Raw genomic sequence first — 18,319 nt, 5'->3', positions numbered from 1 at the left:
TCGCCGTAGAATGATGATGCCCTGCTACCGGCATACGGAGAAGCCCTGCACCGGTAGGCAGAAGTGGTGGGGCACCCAATAAGTCCTACCTCGTAAAGTAAGGAGCAGGAAAACATCGGCAGGCTGTGCCTGCCTCAGAGCCGGGTACCAGGCATGGAATCGGCATCACCAGCCGGCGTAATGTGTAACGAGCTGTCCCCACAGCTTCAGCGCATCTCCATCTGCCCGGAGCACTCGGAGCGCCTCAGCTGCCGAAATCTGGGTGGGGCAGCCTCCCTTCAAATAGAAGTCGTCCGTTCCCTGGCAGTACAGGTGCAGAAGCGTCAGCACCATCACACGCTGTATATCAGTCATTTTTCGGTACGAGCTACGCATCGCCTTCAACGCCCCAGGTACAGGCTCTGAGCGGTCATGGTCGAAGCCGCAGGGGCGCATGGTGTAGTGGCTTCCTTCGCTCCCGTATGGGGTGGTTTTTGTGAAGCAGGCATCCAACTGGTACCGCTTGACGATCTCCCATGCGATCAATCCAAACTTTTCGCCCCGGTCTGCCGATGACGGGAATATCGGAGCGGGGATGTGGCAGACCATTGCCAAGGCTGCATACTCGACTCCGTCCAGACAAGGCACCTTTTCAACTAGTTCGATGAGCGTGTATCCAGGAAAACGACCGGCTGCGAAAGTTGGGTTAATAGCGGCGTAGGCGACAAGGGCGACCGGCTGATGAGAGTGATGCACGTAGCGGTGGCTCGCGGTGTGGACGTCTGTAAACGCCCAGATCCCTGGTGACATTTCATAGACACCAAGTTGATTTAACAATGCCCTCGCTTTTACCGATTGGTCGCTGAAATCGTACATCCTAGCCATCTCCATGTAAGTATCCGAGAAGCTGGCCTGTGAATGATGCGCACGCCAGCCGAGCCTTTCTACAGGCACCATACAACAGTGGTTTTGGTTAAAAAATACTCACCAAAATGGTGAGCGTTCCTACTGCTCCATGACGTGTATATCCAGACTCCAATCCTCACGGGAGAAGGGTTGCGCCTGTGTGCAAAATCGCGGCCTTTATGACGTGTTCCGCTGACGGTCGAATTGCCTAAAGAGTCTGGAAGGCGCCGTCTTATGCCGAGGTGATCAAAGCTCGGCAGCGGAGGAGGCTTGCTAAATTTTCCGAGACGGAACCTAGGTCTGTCCCATGGGCGCCGAGAGCGCGCGCCTCTCGCACAATCGCGCTGTGTTATTGACGAACTAAGCTACGCTTTACCGTGATATTGAATAGCCAGGACAGGGACAGTTATCACGGTGAAGCGACTACTTCTTTTAAGTGGCCCCATGGCCTGCGGCAAAACCTCAATTTCTGAAATGCTGCAAGCACGGTATGGCTTTTTACCCGTGAGCAGTAGTGCTTACCTGCGTGCGGAATTGACTGCCCGGAACCAGGTGCTTGACCGCCATAATCTGCAAGAACTTGGCGACGCGTTAGATTGTGAGACCGATTTTTCATGGCTTATAGACTCCGTGGCGATACCCGCCATCACAGTTCGCCCTGACGTCGATAATTGGCTACTTGATGCCGTCCGCAAACCCCGCCAGGCGGAGCTATTCAGGCTTCGTTTCGCAGGCGCAGTCAGGCACGTGCACCTGGTCGCGTCAGAAGCCGAACTAGAGCGGAGATATGCTTTGCGCAATCCGCATCAACTCTCGCAGTACGAGGCGGACGTCTTGCATCCAAACGAGCAGAGTGCTCGGTCATTGTCAGCTCTAGCCGACCGAATGTTAGATACCGAAGCGCTCACCCCATCCGATATCGCAGATCAGATCATGGAAATCTGGGAGAAGTAGTTCATGGAAACTCGGCAGATCGTCGTCATCAGCGGAAAGACCTGTAGCGGAAAGAGTGGTTTGGCCGACTTACTGGTAAAGGAGTATGGCTTTGCCGTCGTGTGCGATCGTCGGGCCTCCCAGGATTCCGACTGGCATCTTCGGCTGGATCAACCAGCGATGCTTGATCGCCGACGTGAACTAAAAGGAGCAGACCATGAGCATTGGATGCTTCACGAAACCAATGCGAGGTGCGCCAAGGATGCGGACGGCTCGCCGTTGGTGGTCGATCACCTGAACACACTGGCGCAGGTGCTGGAGTTTCGAAAGACCTTCGGGGCGAACCTTATCCATGTCCATCTCTATGCAAGCGACCCTACGCTCCAGAAGCGGTATGCAGAACGTGTGATGGGGCAGACTGAGCCTGTGCCCTATGACCAGGTCAATCAGCTCAGAGATCAGGCAGAAATCGAACTGCTCAAGGCGGATGCAGACGTCCGCATTTACACCGAACGATCTGACTCCAATGACACGCTCGTGCGAGTCGCCGCTCGGTTGCATCTCTTCACTCCACCAGAAATCAGGTGTGTGGATGTGTTAATCGGGGGGCAGTACGGAAGTGAGGGCAAGGGCAACATCGTTTCTTACTTAGCTCGTGAGTACGACGTCATGGTTCGCGTCGGCGGGCCCAACGCCGGACACACAGTGGCAAGCCCTCGCGGCCCTTACACATATCACCACCTGCCTTCCGGGGCGCGGGATGTGAGTGCAAGACTGCTTCTGGGCCCTGGCATGACGATCAGATTGCCGGGACTTTTGAAGGAAATTGAAGAGTGCAATATCGGCCCAGATCGACTGTTCATAGATCCGCAGGCAACTATTATCGAAGACGAAGACCTTGAAGCTGAGCAGGTTCACTTGGTCTCGATCATCGCGTCCACGGGCAGTGGAAGCGGCGCTGCGGCGGCGCGACGTATCCTTAGCAGAGGCAAAAAGACAATCAGGCTTGCGCGGGATGTCGAGGAGCTACGTTGCTACGTCGGCACGCAGGGAAATTATCATGGCTGTACAACAGATAGGCTGGAGGAGGCCTATCGCAATGGTCACTCGATATTGCTGGAGGGCACGCAGGGGAGCGGACTGAGTATTTTTCATGGCGACTACCCGCACGTGACGTCCAGGGACACCAATGTTGCAGGATGCCTTGCAGAGGCTGGGATCTCACCCAGTCGTATTCGCAAAATTCTCATGGTTATCCGGCCTATGCCGATCCGTGTTGGGGATCCTGACGGAGACCAGGGCCACACTTCTGGACAGCTCAAGCACGGAACGACCTTCGACGAAATTGCTGAATTCGCAGGCCTTGAAGGCACAGCGCTAAACGCCGCTGAGAAAACCTCCACCACCCGACGAAACAGGCGCGTGGGTTGGTTTGAGTGGGATCAATTCCGCAAGGCCTGTGCGCTCAATGCGCCCACCGATATCGTTTTGACGTTCGCGGATTACCTCAATTCTTCTAACAGCAAGGCACGTAGATTTGAGCAACTCGATCCAGACACTATCAAGTTTGTGGAGGAGCTGGAGCGTGTTTCCCAAGCACCTGTTTCGTTGATCAATACCCGATTTTCTCGCGACACGGGTGCCACCGATCTGCGCTCGCTGATCGACCGGCGCAACTGGACTGCACGATCGGGCAGGAAATAACGGATGAACGTGGAAAAGTTGATTGAGCTGTACCCGCGTGTGTATCACATGGCAGAGCGTGGTGCTTGGGACAACATTCGTGCCCATGGGTTGATGAGCACCACTGCCGTGCTCGACCATCTCAAAGTCCAGGGCGATGACCGTGCGCAGTTCGAAAGCGAGCACCGCGATCAGAAAATGAATGTGAGGGCAGGGCACCCGTCGAACATCGTGCTACGGGATCAAAAGCCCATGCCCGAAGGGCGTCTACTTCAGGCGCTCACGGACGGGACAACCCCTCAGCAGTGGTATGAGCTCATCAACGAGAAAGTCTTCTTCTGGGTGGAAGAAGAAAGGCTGCATCGTCTGCTGGGTGCCCGCGACTATCGGAATCTCGAACACGACGTGCTGACGCTGAATTCAGCGGAACTGGTTCAGGCTTACGCTGACAAGATTTGGCTTTGCCACATGAATTCTGGCAACACTTGGCCCATTCCTCACCGCCGTGGCACCGAGGTGTTCCGCAGGATTGCAGACTACCCTGTGAAGGCGTCAGGCAGGCCTGCCAAGGCTGTTGTGGAGCTCGTGGTCGATTATGCCGTGCCTAACATCGCCGATTACGTGCTGGAGGTTCGCCGGATGAAAGGCAGCGAGGTGTTGGGCATCATTGGATAGCGGGTGTCCTTCTGATAACCCATTCATCACGGAGGGCCAATGCCGCGCCAACGTTTAGCTTCTCGTATCCTGCTGATAAGCCTTTCGAACCGGATGCTGCTGTTCAAGATCCGTTACTGTTCGGGAGCTCTGGCGGGTATGTGCTACTGGGCCACACCTGGCGGGAAACTCAGGGCTGACGAGTCTTATGAGGCTGCAGCAATCCGCGAGCTCTATGAGGAGACTGGCATCGAGGTTCAGTCCGTCGGCCAGTGCTTGGCACACAAGGAGTTTCCTTGGGTGATGCCCGATGGGGAGCAGGTGCTTGCGGTCGAACACTATTTCGTAGTGCGCGTGCATGACGTACAGCTCTCGAACGCGAGCTGGAGTGACCAGGAGCGCGAAGTGGTATGTGAGGCGAGGTGGTGGTCAGAGGAGGAATTGGCAGCTTGCCGGGAGTCCGTACTCCCGCCGGATCTGTCTAGTTTGTTCGCCCAGGCCCTTACTCGAAACCTCCACCTTATCTGACCTTGCACGCGCTTCAGCCTCGGCCATATCCTAGCCCGACGTTCGGCATCAAGCGAGGAGCGCGGCCATGGAAGACAGAGAACATTGGTTTACGTTGTTGGCGCAGAAGGACTGGGAGGCGATTGGTAAAATCATCTACCAGAAGAAGAAGGCCAAAGTGCAGGATCCCTATCTGACTCAGATGACCGGCTTCTTCGAGTCCGAGTTCTTTGCCTTCGCCGAGCCACTTCCAGCCGCTGAGCGCTCCAAGCAGTTTGAGTACACCAACTTGATCATCGAGTTGAACCAGCACGGCTTCAGCCAAGGCTTTGTGGATCGCTTCGTTGATGAGCGATTGAAGCTGATGCAAGAGACCAACCACTCCGCACTGCTCAACTATGCCCAAACCCATCAGCATCGCCCGCTGGCCAAGGACATCATCCAGTCTTTCCTTCAGGCCAAGCCGGAAGCAGTGGCAGCGAGCGTTCGGGGAAACATGACTGTTCGGGCCACCGACGTGAAGCCCGGCAAGCCCAAGACCATCCGCTTGTTCAAGTCCAAGCAGGAAGAGAACTTTTACGAGGCGGTGCGGCGGGTATTCCCCACACACCATCCTTATCCTAACGTCGCCTTGAGCTGCGTCTTGGATTACCAGGCCATCAAGGATCAGTTGTCGGAACAAGCCAAGTCCTACTTCTTCAAAGGCATCGTCGACAACGTCCTATTTGATGTGGGTGCCGGCTACGTGCCGGTCTACTTCATCGAGCTGGACAGCAGCTTCCATGATGATCCCCAGGCCCAGGTCAATGACCAGCTCAAGGACGCCATCTTCCGCGCAGCGAATACCAAGCTCATACGCATCAGGCCTCTGGACGCCAAAGCCTCATCAGTAGAGGAGTTTGAGCGGTTGGTGCGGGAGCTGATGCGCCAGCTCTGATCAGCCGGTGCAGCTTTCATCAGGCGTTGGGGCAGTGGCTCCGATGTCAGGTCGGAGGATTGAGCAGATTCTGTATTACATTTTCCAGTCATAGCCCGGCGCTGATAGGGGCTGATTACTGGCTTGCCGTGCTGTGGAGTGGTTGAATTTAGGGGAGAGATTGGCGCGCTGGTAGGATCGGCGACCTTGGGTGGACGCGTCGGTAGGCTGCCTGGCCTGCGCAATATGCGTCAAAATGCCATCAATCATCTGGACTGAGGAGGGGGATTGCCATAAATTCCATGGCCAAAGCTGCCATGGATGTCGAGATGGAACCTAACGATGCCGGCGGAGTTGCTGCCAAACACGGCTTCAATTTTCAGGATTGCGTTGCCGCCTATTACGTCACACAGATGCTTCGTGACAAGACAATTCAACGCGTCCGCTGTGAAGTCACCGACGACATCGATGTCGTTTGCGATGATTTCGTCGAATTCGTGCAGGTCAAAACCACCACGAAGGCCCAGTGGGCGAAGAGCGATCTCGTCGTCCTCGGGAAAGGTGCTGGCAACAAAAAGATTCCCTGCAGCTCGATCCTGCACAAGTCCATGGATTGCGAGCCAGTACTCACCGTGCCGAGGAAATTCAGGATCGTCACGGAGCACCCGACCAACGTCACCCTCGAATACCTGCTCATCAACCGTGACGAACGCGACGGAAAACCCGGACGCGATGACCTGATCGACTACCTCAACTCGAAAACATCGAATTACGTGGCTACCAGCGGGGTGGACGTGGCGACCTGGGTTGACGCTGCGTGCTGGGAAGTCTTCCGAACCATGCGCGAGATTGAGCTGCTGGGCATCCGGAATATCCGCCTGGCTTCCTATGACCTTCACGGAGTCATGTTGAGTACCGAGGCATCGGCGGAGGATATCTGGCGTGGGATCCTGGACACGGTCACCCGTAAAGGCGCTCTGTCCCGCAGAATTCACTCCGTGGACAGCAAGTCCTACCTTCGTTCCGATTTGAACGCCTGGTTCCTGACGTATGTTGAAGAGGATCAGAAGCGTGCGGGTCGTAAGGTCTACGTCAAACGGCCCCTGCCTCATATCCTGGTTCCGTTTCGCAACCCGCTGTCCACTCCATGCGCCAAGCGCAATGGTCGCGTCCTGCACCAGCAGTACAGTCTGAGACGTTACCGCTACAAGCACATCGTCGACAACGTATGCAAATGGCTGGATGAAGTCTTCCTCCGACCCAATGAGCTGGCAGACATCCACAAGCTGTCCGTAGTCGAGCAGGGGCAGCGCCTTAAGAAGATGGTGTTCGCCTCCATGGCAGACGTCCGTTCCTTCCTCGGGCGGGTGCTTCTGCATGCCACGATTCGGCAGATGCATGCCAGCCAGCCAATCCCATGCTTGCTTTACCTCCAGGGCGAGGATGAAGAAAAGATCCTTGAAAACGTCCATATCGTTCGGCGAGACCCGGAGGGCGATCAGCTGTGGGTCGGTTTCAGTGAGCTTGTGACGGCACCCAACATCACCAAACGGCTGACTGAGATCCGCGAACAGCTCTATGAGGAAATCGGCAATTGTTTCGGCGATGCTCGGGGCAAAATCCTCGACATCAAGGACGACGACTACCTACTGTCCCACGACATTGATGCCATCCTGGACGAGAGCAACCCATTCGACGCCCATTTGGATCGATTCCGGTTCGTGCTGTTCATTGGGTACGACTCGACGCTGCTCACTGAGCCCGAAACATCGGGGCATGAGGATCACCTGGAGCAAGAAACGGCAGCCCTCTTCGAAGCTTTTGTCGATGACCTAGAACACGACCCGACGTTCGCAGAGCTCGCAATCGATGTGTTTATCTACCCAGCTCCGAGTTTGGAGACGTTGACTCAGTTGGTGGACAAGAAGGTCAGGGAGGCCGTGTGACCGAAATTTACGATGCAGCAAAGCTGAGCTTGGGCAGCGATGGATTCTCAGCATTCCGCTACTTGTCAGCGGTCAACTCCCTCCTGTCCAACCCAGTCTCCACCTCCTTGGGTAGAGACCTGACGATACGGGCCCTCGATGCCCGAGACAAATTTACTGGCCACGCTGGCATCCTGCGCAACATGGTCAGGAAGGCTGGGCTGTTCCCTTACCTGAAGAAAGAGTTTTCTGAGCTGTCCCAAGGTGACCGGATTGCACTTGATGTGTACCGAACGCCGTTCTCGGAAGATTTCGTTTTCCATTCAATGCAGTTCCGGATCTTCGACCTGCTCAAAGCGGGTCGTAACGTAGTGCTCAGTGCGCCCACCAGCATGGGCAAGAGTGCCATCGTCGACTCACTGCTAGGGTTAGGTCGCTTCAATCGGGTCGTCTTGGTGGTGCCCACGGTTGCTTTGGCTGACGAAACGCGAAGACGTCTTCAGGAGCGCTTCGGTGAGGTGTATCAGATCATCCACCATAGCTCGCAAGAGTGCCGCAGAGAGAGGGTCGTGTATGTACTGACCCAGGAGCGGGTCAACGAGCGGGATGACATCAAGGACATCGACCTTTTCGTTATCGACGAATTCTACAAGCTGGCCTTCCAGCAGCTTAAAAACGGCACCACCGACTACAAGGACGAGCGGGTCATTGAACTGAACATCGCACTTAGCAAGTTGCTGAAGGTGTCCAAGCAGTTCTACCTCACCGGGCCCTTCATCAACAGCATTCGGGGTCTGACGGAGCTGGGGTACGAACACACGTTCATTTCCGCCGACTTCAACACCGTGGCAGTCGATGTGCAGACGTTCGGTGTGGATGCAAATGACGAGGAAGGTAAGCTGGAGATGCTGGCGACTATTGCGCCCCAGTGCAAAGGTGCCACGATCATCTACTGCAAGTCATCCAGCGTGGCCGGTAAGGTCGCCCGCGAGCTCGTCCGGCTTGGGTATGGCAAGCCATTCCAGAGTGAGCACATTGACTGGGTTGCCGAGGAGTTTGATCCAGAGTGGGACTACACCTATGCCCTCAGGAACGGCATTGGGCTTCATTTTGGCGGTCTCCCTAGGGCGCTACAGCAGTACACCGCAGACCGCTTCAATGCCGGTGACCTTCGGTTTTTACTGTGCACCGCCACCATCATTGAGGGGGTGAACACAGTTGCGAAGAACGTTGTCATCTACGACAACCGTAACGGCACCCGTGGGATCGACAAATTTACCCATGGCAACATCAAGGGCCGTGCTGGCCGGATGGGCATCCATTTCGTAGGCAAGGTCTTCTGCCTGGAGGATGTTCCAGAGGACAACCTGAACCAGGAGGTCGATGTGCCTCTGGGAATTCAGGATGAGGACACTCCCCTCAACCTGCTTGCCAGCGCACAGCCTGATCATTTGTTTGAATACTCCCAGGACAGGTTTGAAGCTGCATTCGCGCAGGATCGTTTTTCCATCGACCTGGTCAAGAAGCACTCTTACTTTAGGATGGAACAGTTCGAGCAGCTCTACAGCATGGTAGAGATGCTCAGCGATGACGACTTCGAGTCCCTCGTGTTCCATTGGTCGCCAGCGCCAGGCTTTCTGACCACCTTGGCCACGATCTGCAGCAAGCTCGTGCCTAGGGCGTTTTCCACGAATGGGCTGCAGACCAAAACCCCCGATAACATATTGGCCAAGCTGACGAACTATCAGAGAGCAGAGAGCTACTCGGACTACCTGAAAGGCCAGATCGAATACACCAAACAACGGATCAAGGATGATGAGAAACGGGTTAGGACGGGGCAAAAACGGAATAAGGCTGACGAGAAGCTCACCCTTTCCAGCGGGCTCAACAACGACCTTAAGCTGGTGAGCAACACCTTCGGCTACACCATTCCCAAGGTGCTGGGACTGCTGGAAGACGTGGTTCGCTTGCACGCCACCAAGAAGGGTATCCGCAGCAAGATTGACTACAGCTATGTCAGGATGGGCTTTGAGAACCTTCATCTTCCGCCAGGAGTGAATGCGCTAGAAGAGATCGGTATCCCAATCCAAACGTTGCACCGCATATCTGAGTTGCTGGAGTTCCCGGAAGGTGCCGGTGTGGATGAGTTGGCTGATCACCTGCGGCAGAACGAGCAGGCCTGGGAGTTCATGGGGTTCGTCGACCAGAGCTTCGTGAGACGGGCACTGGGGGCAGTGTGAAAACCGGTTAGTCGATAGGTCTCACTTGGCTGGGTTGCGGTTGCTCTACTACGAAGGTCTAAGGGAGGGGTGGTGGCACTTGGCTTGTCCGCTCTGTTCGACCTCGCCATTATCTCTAGCTCAAGCTTTTCGCTGGTTTTTTACGAGGTTAGAGCTGGATGGAAATGACGTCTCTCAGGCTGCTTCATCGCAGCATGATTCCAATCGGCAGCGACATGCAGCAGTTCCTGGTGACAACCGGGGCCGCGAGCTTCGATTGCCTTTTCTCAACCCGTGGTGACTTTGTACTGACACTCACCGCCCGTGGCGAAACTAGGGGCTTTTTCCGATTTGATGTGCTCCCCGGCTACCGAATCCGGGATTACCTAGGTGACATGTACAGCGATTTGGTCGCTGTGCTCCGGTCAGACGGTACGAGTGGTGAACCTCTGAAACCCAAGGATTTCTTGGCGCAACTGAACCAGGCTATCCCGACTCAGGCCACTATCAGGGCCAACCCCAAACCGTCCGAAATTGTCCGACTACGCCCCGATATTATTGAGGAGCGCGAGAAGCCGTACTTCAACGCCTGGATTTACTGGAAGGAAGACAGTGGTCGGCGCCCAAGCGAGGAGAATCAGCACAAGACGCTGTTGCTGCTCGGCCCCGAAGCTGCCCGGCATAGTCGTGAGCGAAATGCCTCTTCGCGATGGAGTGCCACTGACACTGGTGGGTCTTGGCAGGCTTCTTGAGGTACGCATTGTTAAATGGTGTCAAAGGGTTGTGGTGTCGTGCTAAAAGCGACCCTCTGGGTCGCTTTTATTTGGCGCAATTTGAGTAGTTTGGTTTTTAGACAGATAAAGTTACCTATGGGTAAATCTCTTCGGGTTTGGAAGGGAATTGAAGTACGTTCTCGGAGTTTCGCAGCAAGTGCTCTGCTTCATCCAGCTGATGCAAGAGCAGAAGTTCGCGAGCTAATGATTGATGGTAAAGGTTCTTCGAGCGCTCTGCTTCCTCTTTCCAGCGGCGTGTAGCCTCATTCACCTGCTTTTGGGGGTTGCCCCGTTCCTTTTGCTCTGCGGCGCATCGCTTGATCTCTTTGATGAGCTCAGCATACACAGGTCTCTGCTTTTTAATGATTCCGGGACTTTTACCTGCTTCCAAGGCGACAGATTTCAAAGTTATTGAAGTTTCATTTGGGACTCTTATTGTTCGGCCTTGTGCTAAACGCATAAGCGCTTCGAAGAGCTGGAAGATTCCGTCCGAGGTGTTTTTACTTGTTTTGACTTGCTTTATATCGCTCATGGCTTCTCTAATGAATGGATAATATGGTTGCTTGATATGGGGGGTGTTAGCAAATATTTCAAAGTCTTATGGTGTTGCACGTTGTGTTGACTTCGCCACAAGACGCTCCCGCATTTTTTTCAAGTCTTGTAGGTTTTGAGAGTCCATCCGGTATTCGATTGTTTCAGGGTTGAGGTTCTCTAGGTCGTAGGTCATTACTTCGATGACATAGTCCAATTTGCTGAGTTTGATTACCGATTCACTACAGCCATCGCAAGTCGTAAAATCTGCGTGCGCGCGCTTTTCGCATGGTAGAAGTGAAAGGCACAGACCAACCGGTGTAGTGGTGCATGCGATTAGGCCTTTCTTTTTACGAGCAAGAAGGTCTTCGATCCTATCCTTTAATACAATCTCATGTGAGTCTTTGCTGGTTTGGATCTTGCGACCTTCTACACCATGAAGTTTTTCCTCAGAGTAGAGAATGTCTCGGATATAGATGGCATTGCTGGCTTCCAGTGCCGCCTCTTTGAAATCAGCGATCGTTTCTGGCGAGTAGTCGCTCATTTTTAGAAGGCCAGCGGAGCAACCTTTTTGATAGTGCTCAGAGGTTCTGGCGGATAAATGCCCCAGCACTCGCTTTAGCGGGCCCAAACCCATGAGTCGCTCTTCAGCGCAGTAAACGGTCATCGTGCGGCGGAATTGATGGGTAGTAAAGCTCCAGGGCTTGCCGAGTTTGAATTTTTCCTCAGTACGCCAATCTCGGCTAGGGTCAATCAGTTCCAGGCTGAAAAGGTCTTCCTCTTCAATTAGAATAGGGGGTAGGTACTGTTCATAACGCAGTGAGGTGCATTTGTTAAAAAGCGGAACGTCTTTTTGTCTAGTAATTGGAATGTGCGTTGGAGTAATAAATAAATTTTTGGCCGCCTTGTGTTCGTCTGGCAGGTATGGGTGTACTATGTCATAGATTTCCAAAAGGATTGTCAATGGAGCCTGAACTTCTTCGATGGTGATCCACTTAGTATCTTGTGCCGTGCCAGTAGACTTAGTAGAGATTCCAACCACGTATACACCTTCCTCGCACCAACCGGTCGCCGTCTCAAGGCACTCGTGTTCAAGAAGTAAAGCTTCGCCGCTGCGCATGAAAGTTAAAATATGAATCAAGGCTTTGGCGCAATACTGGGTCAAGCCCAGAAAATAAGGCACAGAAGCCACATCTCTCGTCTTATATTTCTCAAAAAGCTCATAGAGTCCATGGGCCCTTGCTGCTTCATCGAAGTTTGGTTCGGTATGTGCGTTCGGACTTGCTTCGCCAGCCTTCTTTACAAGTTGCTGAGCATGGTGACCTCTCGCGTACAACCGATTAGTTGCGCTGAGTCGAAGGAACTCACAAAGTTGGGTTCGGTGCATTTTGAAGTCGTCAAGGACTTCGTGATAGTGAGCCCAGCGATGATTTAGGATGCGAGGAGGGATAACAGGGTGCTGTTTTGTCCCATGGTGTGAACGGCCTTTGTACATTTTTTTTAAGGCGTTCATAAAGGTACGTGGTACTAGGAACCAATGATTTGGGCATTTTGTGATATTGAAGATTCGCAAGATTTGCCACAGCACACTTGCGCGGGCGTGGGTCATTCCTTCGAGCATTGGCTTATAAAGCTCCGGGTGCTGTACGAAGTCGCGTATTAGAATGTTTTTTTCATCAGCATGTCTGCATAGAAATAGTACTGCGTGAAGTGCAGAGAATAAACTGCTTGCTCTTAGCTTCTTGGTCGTTCCTTTGCTTGAAAACATACGCATCAAGAATAATTTTTGAACAAATTTTATGTTGCTGGCGTTGTTCGGTTTGTCGGTTTTCAGTCCTGCAAATGAGTATGTTACATTGTCCGTGATTACAAGTTTTAGTTGCGGAAACTCCCAGGTTAGGTCTCGTAGCCTTGTTAAGGGTTGCCCATCGCTGCCGACAGAAAGAATTAAGTCGTCTGGAAGGTCGTCAAAGGACATTCCATACCGCACTTGAGGTTTAAGTGTCTTCGGGGTGTCGTTGTTTTCAGTCTTTTCAGGTGTTGAGAAAAGTTTCTCTTGCGTGGCCAGGTCGTTGAGAGAGTTCATCGAATGGCTTCTATCTTCATAAGGCGTGAGAGATATATTTCCCAATATTCGGTAAGTGCATGGTCTTGATAAACTTTTCTCCTAATGGCTAGGGATTCACCAGTTAGCTCGGGTTTGAGCGTGATAATTCTTTTCAGTATCAGATCAATTATATCAAGTGCGGGTTTGTGTATTGTATTGAAGTGATCCAGGTCGTCACATGTCCCCAAGAATTTTTTGGTGATATATTCGAGGCTATAGAGTTTATGGATGCTCTCTTCGTCGGCGGTTGTGCGGTATTCATCGCAGAACAAGCAGCCTCGACTATTTTTGCAATCTGGTTCATAACCTAAGGGAATTGAAATTGAACTTGTTGGTTTGGCTCCGCTACAAGCACCAGATGGGATTGGGACGTTTTTTTCGACATTTAAAAAGCTAACAACTTTTTTGACAGCAATAATCACGCTATCGACCGCTTCTTTCTCTTCAACATTGGTGTAGTTGTCACGCTGTGTTTTATCTGAGTGATGCAATAGGGCAGCCGCAGTGTCGTTGCCGTAATTCTTGACAAGCCATGAGTCCTTATATGCTCGCAGCCTTTTATAGCTTAGGATAGGGAATGCAGGATCGACCATACTTTGCATTTGGATGCACAGGTTTCTAATGCAGTTTTCGTCAAGCTGGCGAAAGCCACTGAAAGTCCTGTAGTCAAACCCTAGAAATAGGTTGTTGTGATATTCGTCTTCAAGAATGTGGTTGCGCAGTGCAATGAATTTTTTAAACTGTTTGATGAATGGTGCTGTCACCTTAAAGCTTACAGGCTGTAATCCGCCTCTGAGTTTAAAACTAATTATGCGCGTGCCATTTGCCCCCTTCGAAATCTCATAATCGTCATCCCATGGTGTGGATATGAGTACAGATTCGTTTTCACCACTGTTAATAGCGAAAAGGGCAACAAAGCTATCATGTGCAAGCTTGTGTAATCGCCGTCTTTTTTGGCAGTAAAGTTGAGTATTGCCTTCTTGAAGATTGCTGAGGGATTTCTTTACGAATTCACGGTAGAGTTTCTGCTCAGTGGATGGCAGTTCAGCGAGCACAGTAGTCCAGGGTTTACATCTGCCAGTCGTGTAGTCAACGTAAGGGCTCATTGGGCCTCTACAGGCTTTTGTTCTTGCTTGGCTTTCTGACATGATCGCAAAAGCCTCTGTCGATACAATGGCTCGTTCGCCATCGATTGTTATGGCTTTAGGAAAGTCTTTCCTGTTTAAAATAAAATCAGCCAGCTCATTGAATACGTTATCAAATACACTGACGAATCGAGTTACAGGGGCCTCCGGTGGCGGCTTTGTGCTAGAGGACTTGTCCACGACAGACTGGATTCGTTCAATACCGGCGCTGAAATCAATTTTTGAAAGTGGGAAAAGATATGAACCACATTCGATCGTGACTGACTGCAGTTTGGCTTGGGTAACTGGCTTTCGGTCACTTGCTCTAAGATGAAAAGTAAATGCCTCAAGGGCACTCTGATAGCTTTCAGGGGAACTTAGAAAGCCTATGAGATCGTTGCTGTTGCAAAAATCAAGCAGTACTGCAAAGTCTGCAAGTTTTGAGCCTGCTCCTGCTGCTGTTTTGTCAGAGCAAGCCATCGTGATGACTTCACTTACCAGGTTCTGAATGGGTATGGATCGTTCAGGTCTATGCTGTGCAATATCAACTGTTTTTGGCAGTCGTACGCTCTTTTTGCCTAGAAAGCACCAAGCACCGACGTCGTGGTATTTCCTTTGCGCGGAGCGAACTATGATGTTTTCTATGTTTTGGGATTTTAATAAGTTCTGTAAATGAACTGATGTGCGCAGCCCGTTGTGAAGCGGCTGCTGGGTGTCGATGTGCAAATCTATTGTCATGATAGTGTTTTGGTTGCGCATATTTATACTTTGGCAGTGCTCATGCGAAGGATGTGCTCTTGATAGTCTCTGTCAGCCTGGTACAGGATTTCTTTATCTTGCTGGAAGTTAAGGTATTCTTGAGTGGTCTCCGACTTGCTGTGGTTCATTCTCTTTCGGACATAATCAATAAGTTGGAGGAGGTTGATTTGACCTCGGTTTAGCATCTCGCGCCTTTCTTCTACTAAGTTCATGCCAAATGTTGCGCGAAGGTCATGGAAGCTGAAAATGCAATCGCAACCGCGCTCCAGCATAAGTGGCCTTAACTGGTCAGTGATGAAGTGCCTGATGTAGGAGCCTTTTTCGTTGCTTTCTAGCCGATGACGATCGCTCTTTCCTACGTAATAAGGCTTTCCTGAGTTGGAGAGGAAGATATATTGCGCGCCAATATCTTGCTCTAGGGCTAGGCCAGCCCTGTCTTTGTATCGCTTAGAGTGAAGGTAAGTGTTGAGCTTATAATGAAGCCAAGAAGGCATTAGCGAAGCTTGAGATTTGTCACGCTTTGCGTCAACTAGCGATCCTCTGCCAGCGCGTACAGGTATGAGGTCGAAGCTGTCGCGTACTCCAGTCACGATTGAAGAGGTTCTTAGTGTTAATATGGTCTGTATGCGCATTCCAGTAACTAATGCTATTGTAAAAATCAAGAGCATTTCAGGGTGCCCCGTCTCCACGAGAGCTTCAAACAAGGCTTGCTGCTGATCTTTGCTGAGTGGTATCAGCTTTCCACCATCCATGATGTATTGACCCATTGAGTTGCAGCGAATTGCGGGAAACGTCAAGTCTGTATGCGTGACGTATTTTGTTCGCTCATATCCAAATGAATCTTCATATTGAATGGCGGTGCGCTTGGTTTTCCAAGGCGCTTGCTCAGGTGTGAAGTTTCGAGTCTCCATTAGGTCTTTGTAGAAACTTACCACTGTTCTGATTTTTGCATTGGCGGTTGAAACAGAGATCTGAGCTTTTTTAATGGGTAGGTTGAATTTTTCTTTATAGATGTAAGTCGGGCGTTCAAAGCGGTGGCCGCTAAAGTCGAGGAAGTGTCGCTCTTCGCCAGCCAAGGTGTTCATGAAGTCCGCCAGATGACCAGCCATGCCAAGCAGTGTTTCTGGGTCTTTGGAGTCATCATCCAGTGCTAGGCGAAGCAGGAATAATGCTCCTTCTTTCCATATCGAGCCATCTGGGCAAAGGATCACGGCGTGCGACGCCAAGACTTGAACGGAGTGATCAAGGCAGGTTACAGGGTATACGGTGCCTCCTTGGCTCTCGGATTGAATCCAACCCCTTGCCTTGGACTCTTCGCAACGTTTGAAGAGATCTACGTTGTATAGTTTTAGTGCTTTGTACCTCTGCGCAGGCGGATCGTCTGCGCTCACTTTTTTGGGGGCGATAGAGCGCTTCAAAACCATATACGTTTCCAGGTTTAGGGTGAGTGTGTGCGCAGTTGGTCTAAACCAACTGTTAAGCGATAGATATGTTTTGGATGGATAGATGTTGAGGTTGTTTTGTTTGTAGGGCTCTTTCTACTAACGCGGTAACGGTTGGCATCCTATTCAATTTAAAAGATGATGTCGTGTCATTCCGACGAGCGGTAGTTGTCTTTTTGCGTATATTGACGATTTGATTTTTTGGTTGGGTTTATTTCTGCTGCTGCTTTTATTGTGTTTTTGATTCGGTTTAATGGGTTATTGTTTTAAGAGGGTGGGTTGAACTTGCGACTTAGCCTTGTATTGATCTGTTAACTCAGGGCCAAGCATCGGTGCTCGCCACACTTTCAATGGCGTAGTTATATGGTCTTCATCGTAGCGCGAGATGCCATGGTCTATGGCGGGGTAAGACAGCGCATCTGAGGCTGATGAAGAAGGGGAGGGAGTCGCATGCTCTGCGGGATTAACGGTGCTCCGTGGGGTTCCGCAGGTCTCGCAGTCAAAGGGGGATTTGCAATACGTTCCACTGCTGAATGATCTCAGCTTCCCATTCAGGCACTTTGGTTGGCTGCGTCGCTGTCCATAGCCTTTCGCCGCGAGAGGGCTATGGTGGAGCTTGATGGCGTACTGCGACCAGTGCTGACTTTATTAATCATCTAAACAGGGCTTCCTGGTTTGTAGCTATGGGGCTCTTTGATCGATCCCCGCGACCGCACAACCTCACGCGGCTGGATTTCGGAGTGGTTTAAGGCATGCCCCTCAAGTGATTCAGCAAGCTGGTGACGAGCTTTGACGCCTTGGTTTCATCGTCGCGTCCCAGGCGGTCACTGTTTCATCTCTTTGGGGGCTGCCCCTGCGAGACGGTGATCTAGGGGTTCCACATCATTGATGTAGGAGAGAGTGTGGAGCGCTGGCCACCAAGGCTGTAGTCAAGTCGGAGACTTCATCAGCTTGGGGTTGATTGAAGATGCCTGAGGGCAAGGCGGGAGTAGGTGAGTCATGACAGGGGGAGAACTGTCCATTTATGACTCTTATGTCACACGATGCGTGTTTTGGGGAAAGGTCACACGTAGTTCTGCACCTTGACCGTGTGCAGGGTGATGTCCACCACGTCGCCATCCGCGCCGACCTGGGGCATTTCGATCCAGTCGCCGACCCGTAGCATGTCGTTGCTGGTCAACTGCACGCTGGCGACGAACGACAACAGCGTGTCCTTGTATACCAACAGGATTACCGCCGACATGGCGCCAAGCCCTGACAGCAGCAACAGGGGGGAGCGGTCAATCAGGGTGGCGACGATGATGATCGCGCCAAACACGAACAGCACCATCTTCGCCAACTGCACGTAGCCCTTGATCGAGCGGGTGCGCGCGTGTTCGGTGCGGGCGTAGATGTCCAGCAGGGCATTGAGCAGCGCGCTGGTGGCCAGCACCAGGAACAGGATGGTGATTGCCAGGGCCACGTTGCCGATGAACAGGATGGCGGTCTTGCTCAGGTCTGGCACCAGGTACAGGCCGAACTGGATCACCAAGGACGGCGTCATCTGCGCCAGGCGATGGAAGACCTTGTTGTGCCGCAGGTCGTTGAGCCAGTGCAGCGCCGGTTGCCGGCCTAGCAGTTTGACGGCGTGGAGGATGAGGTAACGTGCCACTCGTCCGAGCAACAGGGCCACCACCAGCAACACCAGCAAGCCAAGGCTGGCATGCAGAAGCGGGTGTTCGTCGAGGGTGCCCCAAAGGTCTTGGATGTTGAGCCAGAGCTGTTTGATATCCATGGGTGAAACCGATTCTTCTATAAGACAACACGGGGCGATTAGAGCATTTAAGTGCAACAAAGTTGATGTCATGGACAAATGCCCTGA

Annotated in this window: 13 protein-coding genes and 1 pseudogene; 8 read left to right on the top strand and 6 right to left on the bottom strand. The window is 52.2% G+C overall.

Annotated features, from left to right (window positions below):
* Positions 1-165: 165 nt before the first annotated feature.
* Entirely contained in the window at positions 166-855 is a 690-nt protein-coding gene (locus U367_RS0113700; protein WP_028617411.1) for a hypothetical protein, read from the bottom strand.
* Between the two features lie 474 nt (positions 856-1,329).
* Here U367_RS0113700 and U367_RS0113695 point away from each other — a divergent pair, with 474 nt between their 5' ends.
* From U367_RS0113695 to U367_RS0113660, 8 genes are all read left to right on the top strand, one after another.
* Complete coding sequence (locus U367_RS0113695; protein ID WP_028617410.1) at positions 1,330-1,839, top strand: P-loop NTPase family protein; 510 nt, start codon at positions 1,330-1,332, stop codon at positions 1,837-1,839.
* A 3-nt stretch (positions 1,840-1,842) separates the two neighbouring features.
* Positions 1,843-3,522, top strand: coding sequence for an adenylosuccinate synthetase (locus U367_RS0113690; RefSeq protein ID WP_028617409.1), 1,680 nt, complete (start codon positions 1,843-1,845; stop codon positions 3,520-3,522).
* Between the two features lie 3 nt (positions 3,523-3,525).
* Positions 3,526-4,176, top strand: a complete 651-nt coding sequence (locus tag U367_RS0113685; protein WP_028617408.1) for a DUF7002 family protein — start codon at positions 3,526-3,528, stop codon at positions 4,174-4,176.
* 39 nt (positions 4,177-4,215) lie between these two features.
* Entirely contained in the window at positions 4,216-4,683 is a 468-nt protein-coding gene (locus U367_RS0113680; protein WP_032864228.1) for an NUDIX hydrolase, read from the top strand.
* 67 nt (positions 4,684-4,750) lie between these two features.
* Positions 4,751-5,599, top strand: coding sequence for a DUF2726 domain-containing protein (locus U367_RS0113675; protein WP_028617406.1), 849 nt, complete (start codon positions 4,751-4,753; stop codon positions 5,597-5,599).
* Positions 5,600-5,907: 308 nt separating this feature from the next.
* A complete protein-coding gene (locus U367_RS0113670) occupies positions 5,908-7,524 on the top strand; it encodes a HamA C-terminal domain-containing protein (RefSeq protein ID WP_028617405.1) in 1,617 nt (538 codons plus the stop codon).
* On the top strand, positions 7,521-9,743 hold the full coding sequence (locus U367_RS0113665) for a DEAD/DEAH box helicase (protein WP_028617404.1): 2,223 nt from the start codon (positions 7,521-7,523) through the stop codon (positions 9,741-9,743). Before U367_RS0113670 ends, U367_RS0113665 begins: the two co-directional genes overlap by 4 nt.
* 158 nt (positions 9,744-9,901) lie before the next feature.
* The gene (locus U367_RS0113660) at positions 9,902-10,474 is read left to right on the top strand and encodes a DUF6037 family protein (protein WP_028617403.1); all 573 of its coding nucleotides are present in this window, start codon (positions 9,902-9,904) and stop codon (positions 10,472-10,474) included.
* A gap of 115 nt (positions 10,475-10,589) precedes the next feature.
* Here the strand turns inward: U367_RS0113660 and U367_RS0113655 are convergent, their stop codons facing one another.
* The 5 genes and pseudogenes from U367_RS0113655 to U367_RS01000000130115 form a co-directional block, all read right to left on the bottom strand.
* Complete coding sequence (locus U367_RS0113655) at positions 10,590-11,027, bottom strand: hypothetical protein (RefSeq protein ID WP_050587880.1); 438 nt, start codon at positions 11,025-11,027, stop codon at positions 10,590-10,592.
* Between the two features lie 66 nt (positions 11,028-11,093).
* The gene (locus U367_RS0113650; protein ID WP_028617401.1) at positions 11,094-13,112 is read right to left on the bottom strand and encodes a site-specific integrase; all 2,019 of its coding nucleotides are present in this window, start codon (positions 13,110-13,112) and stop codon (positions 11,094-11,096) included.
* The gene (locus tag U367_RS0113645) at positions 13,109-15,016 is read right to left on the bottom strand and encodes a hypothetical protein (protein WP_028617400.1); all 1,908 of its coding nucleotides are present in this window, start codon (positions 15,014-15,016) and stop codon (positions 13,109-13,111) included. The genes U367_RS0113650 and U367_RS0113645 overlap by 4 nt, the downstream gene beginning before the upstream one ends.
* Before the next feature lie 2 nt (positions 15,017-15,018).
* On the bottom strand, positions 15,019-16,440 hold the full coding sequence (locus U367_RS01000000130120) for a site-specific integrase (RefSeq protein WP_050587879.1): 1,422 nt from the start codon (positions 16,438-16,440) through the stop codon (positions 15,019-15,021).
* A 1,087-nt stretch (positions 16,441-17,527) separates the two neighbouring features.
* Positions 17,528-18,232 (bottom strand): annotated as a pseudogene (locus U367_RS01000000130115) (mechanosensitive ion channel domain-containing protein); the annotation flags it as partial.
* Positions 18,233-18,319 lie beyond the last annotated feature (87 nt).

The sequence above is a fragment of the Pseudomonas canadensis genome (genome assembly GCF_000503215.1).
Classification (GTDB): domain Bacteria; phylum Pseudomonadota; class Gammaproteobacteria; order Pseudomonadales; family Pseudomonadaceae; genus Aquipseudomonas; species Aquipseudomonas canadensis.
This window is presented reverse-complemented; position numbering and strand designations above follow the sequence as displayed.

Coding starts and splice junctions, on each gene's coding strand:
- U367_RS0113700 (WP_028617411.1), bottom strand. CDS start 855: ATGTACGATTTCAGCGACCAATCGGTAAAAGCGAGGGCATTGTTAAAT.
- U367_RS0113695 (WP_028617410.1), top strand. CDS start 1,330: ATGGCCTGCGGCAAAACCTCAATTTCTGAAATGCTGCAAGCACGGTAT.
- U367_RS0113690 (WP_028617409.1), top strand. CDS start 1,843: ATGGAAACTCGGCAGATCGTCGTCATCAGCGGAAAGACCTGTAGCGGA.
- U367_RS0113685 (WP_028617408.1), top strand. CDS start 3,526: ATGAACGTGGAAAAGTTGATTGAGCTGTACCCGCGTGTGTATCACATG.
- U367_RS0113680 (WP_032864228.1), top strand. CDS start 4,216: ATGCCGCGCCAACGTTTAGCTTCTCGTATCCTGCTGATAAGCCTTTCG.
- U367_RS0113675 (WP_028617406.1), top strand. CDS start 4,751: ATGGAAGACAGAGAACATTGGTTTACGTTGTTGGCGCAGAAGGACTGG.
- U367_RS0113670 (WP_028617405.1), top strand. CDS start 5,908: ATGGAACCTAACGATGCCGGCGGAGTTGCTGCCAAACACGGCTTCAAT.
- U367_RS0113660 (WP_028617403.1), top strand. CDS start 9,902: ATGGAAATGACGTCTCTCAGGCTGCTTCATCGCAGCATGATTCCAATC.
- U367_RS0113655 (WP_050587880.1), bottom strand. CDS start 11,027: ATGAGCGATATAAAGCAAGTCAAAACAAGTAAAAACACCTCGGACGGA.
- U367_RS0113650 (WP_028617401.1), bottom strand. CDS start 13,112: ATGAACTCTCTCAACGACCTGGCCACGCAAGAGAAACTTTTCTCAACA.
- U367_RS0113645 (WP_028617400.1), bottom strand. CDS start 15,016: ATGCGCAACCAAAACACTATCATGACAATAGATTTGCACATCGACACC.
- U367_RS01000000130120 (WP_050587879.1), bottom strand. CDS start 16,440: ATGGTTTTGAAGCGCTCTATCGCCCCCAAAAAAGTGAGCGCAGACGAT.